The organism is Aphanothece stagnina RSMan2012 (assembly GCF_046764815.1).
GTDB lineage: Bacteria > Cyanobacteriota > Cyanobacteriia > PCC-6307 > Cyanobiaceae > NIES-981.
Map to the genome: position 1 here is coordinate 1 of NZ_JBKOUC010000076.1, position 895 is coordinate 895.

Below are 895 nucleotides of genomic sequence, written 5' to 3' on the forward strand. Positions count from 1 at the left end.
TGTTAGACCAAGTTATCAATGAAATTAAACGTCGCCAGTTGCCTTACTATAATCTTGAAGGCGATGCCATTAAAGGTGTTGATAATCAATATTGGCTAGTTTTTAAACATCGGGACGCAGGCAATAAATTCAAAGAGTTCTTTAGTTTGCGCTTATTCGGTATTGGGGAAAAGCCAAAGACCCATAAATTAATACGCATTAACCTTAATGATGCCAGTGTTTATGAATATATTCCCAAGAAACCTGATAACATTCCCTCTCTAATTTTACTTAGAACAAATAAAATTTCTAGGTTAGAAGCCTTTCTAGAATGCGTTGATGCTAAAACTGAAAAAGCTTTATTAATTAATAGTTTTCTGGATATTAATATCAAAAAAAGAAGACGCTTTAGCTTGCCGAAAGATGTTGATAATTATCAAAAATTTATTGGTGCTTACCTTGCCAAGACCACACTCTATCGCCGCTCCACAGCCTTTTTCAATAGTGGTGTTCTTAAACTTTATGAAGAACCCCTACAACAAATGTTGGTTATGGGGGGGGAAATTCGTCTCTTAATGGATTTACAGGGCTTCACCAATCAGCGGGATGTGGAAGAACTACGAAAATTAAATGACCCCCTTTATCGGTCCCACTACATTCAACGAACTTTAGAAGAATTCTTGCAGGCATTGGAAACAAAAGCTTTCACTAGCACCCAACTGTTAGCAGAATTGGTGCGACTGGAATTTCTCCGCATTAAGCTGATCAAAATGGAAGGAGGGAAAGGAATATTTCACAAAAAGACCGGGATTCTCACCGATTCTTTGGGGAATAGCATTCTCCATGACGGTTCCGATAATTTTACTTACAGTGCCCATAACCTTAATTCTGAGAGCATTACGGTTCTTTATTGGAG

The 895-nt window shown here is 37.7% G+C and carries 1 protein-coding gene; it reads left to right on the forward strand.

Features of this window, described 5'->3' with window-relative positions:
- A partial coding sequence (locus ACLNEE_RS16775) for a phospholipase D-like domain-containing protein (protein WP_459382405.1) occupies positions 1–895 on the forward strand: 895 nt, incomplete at both ends.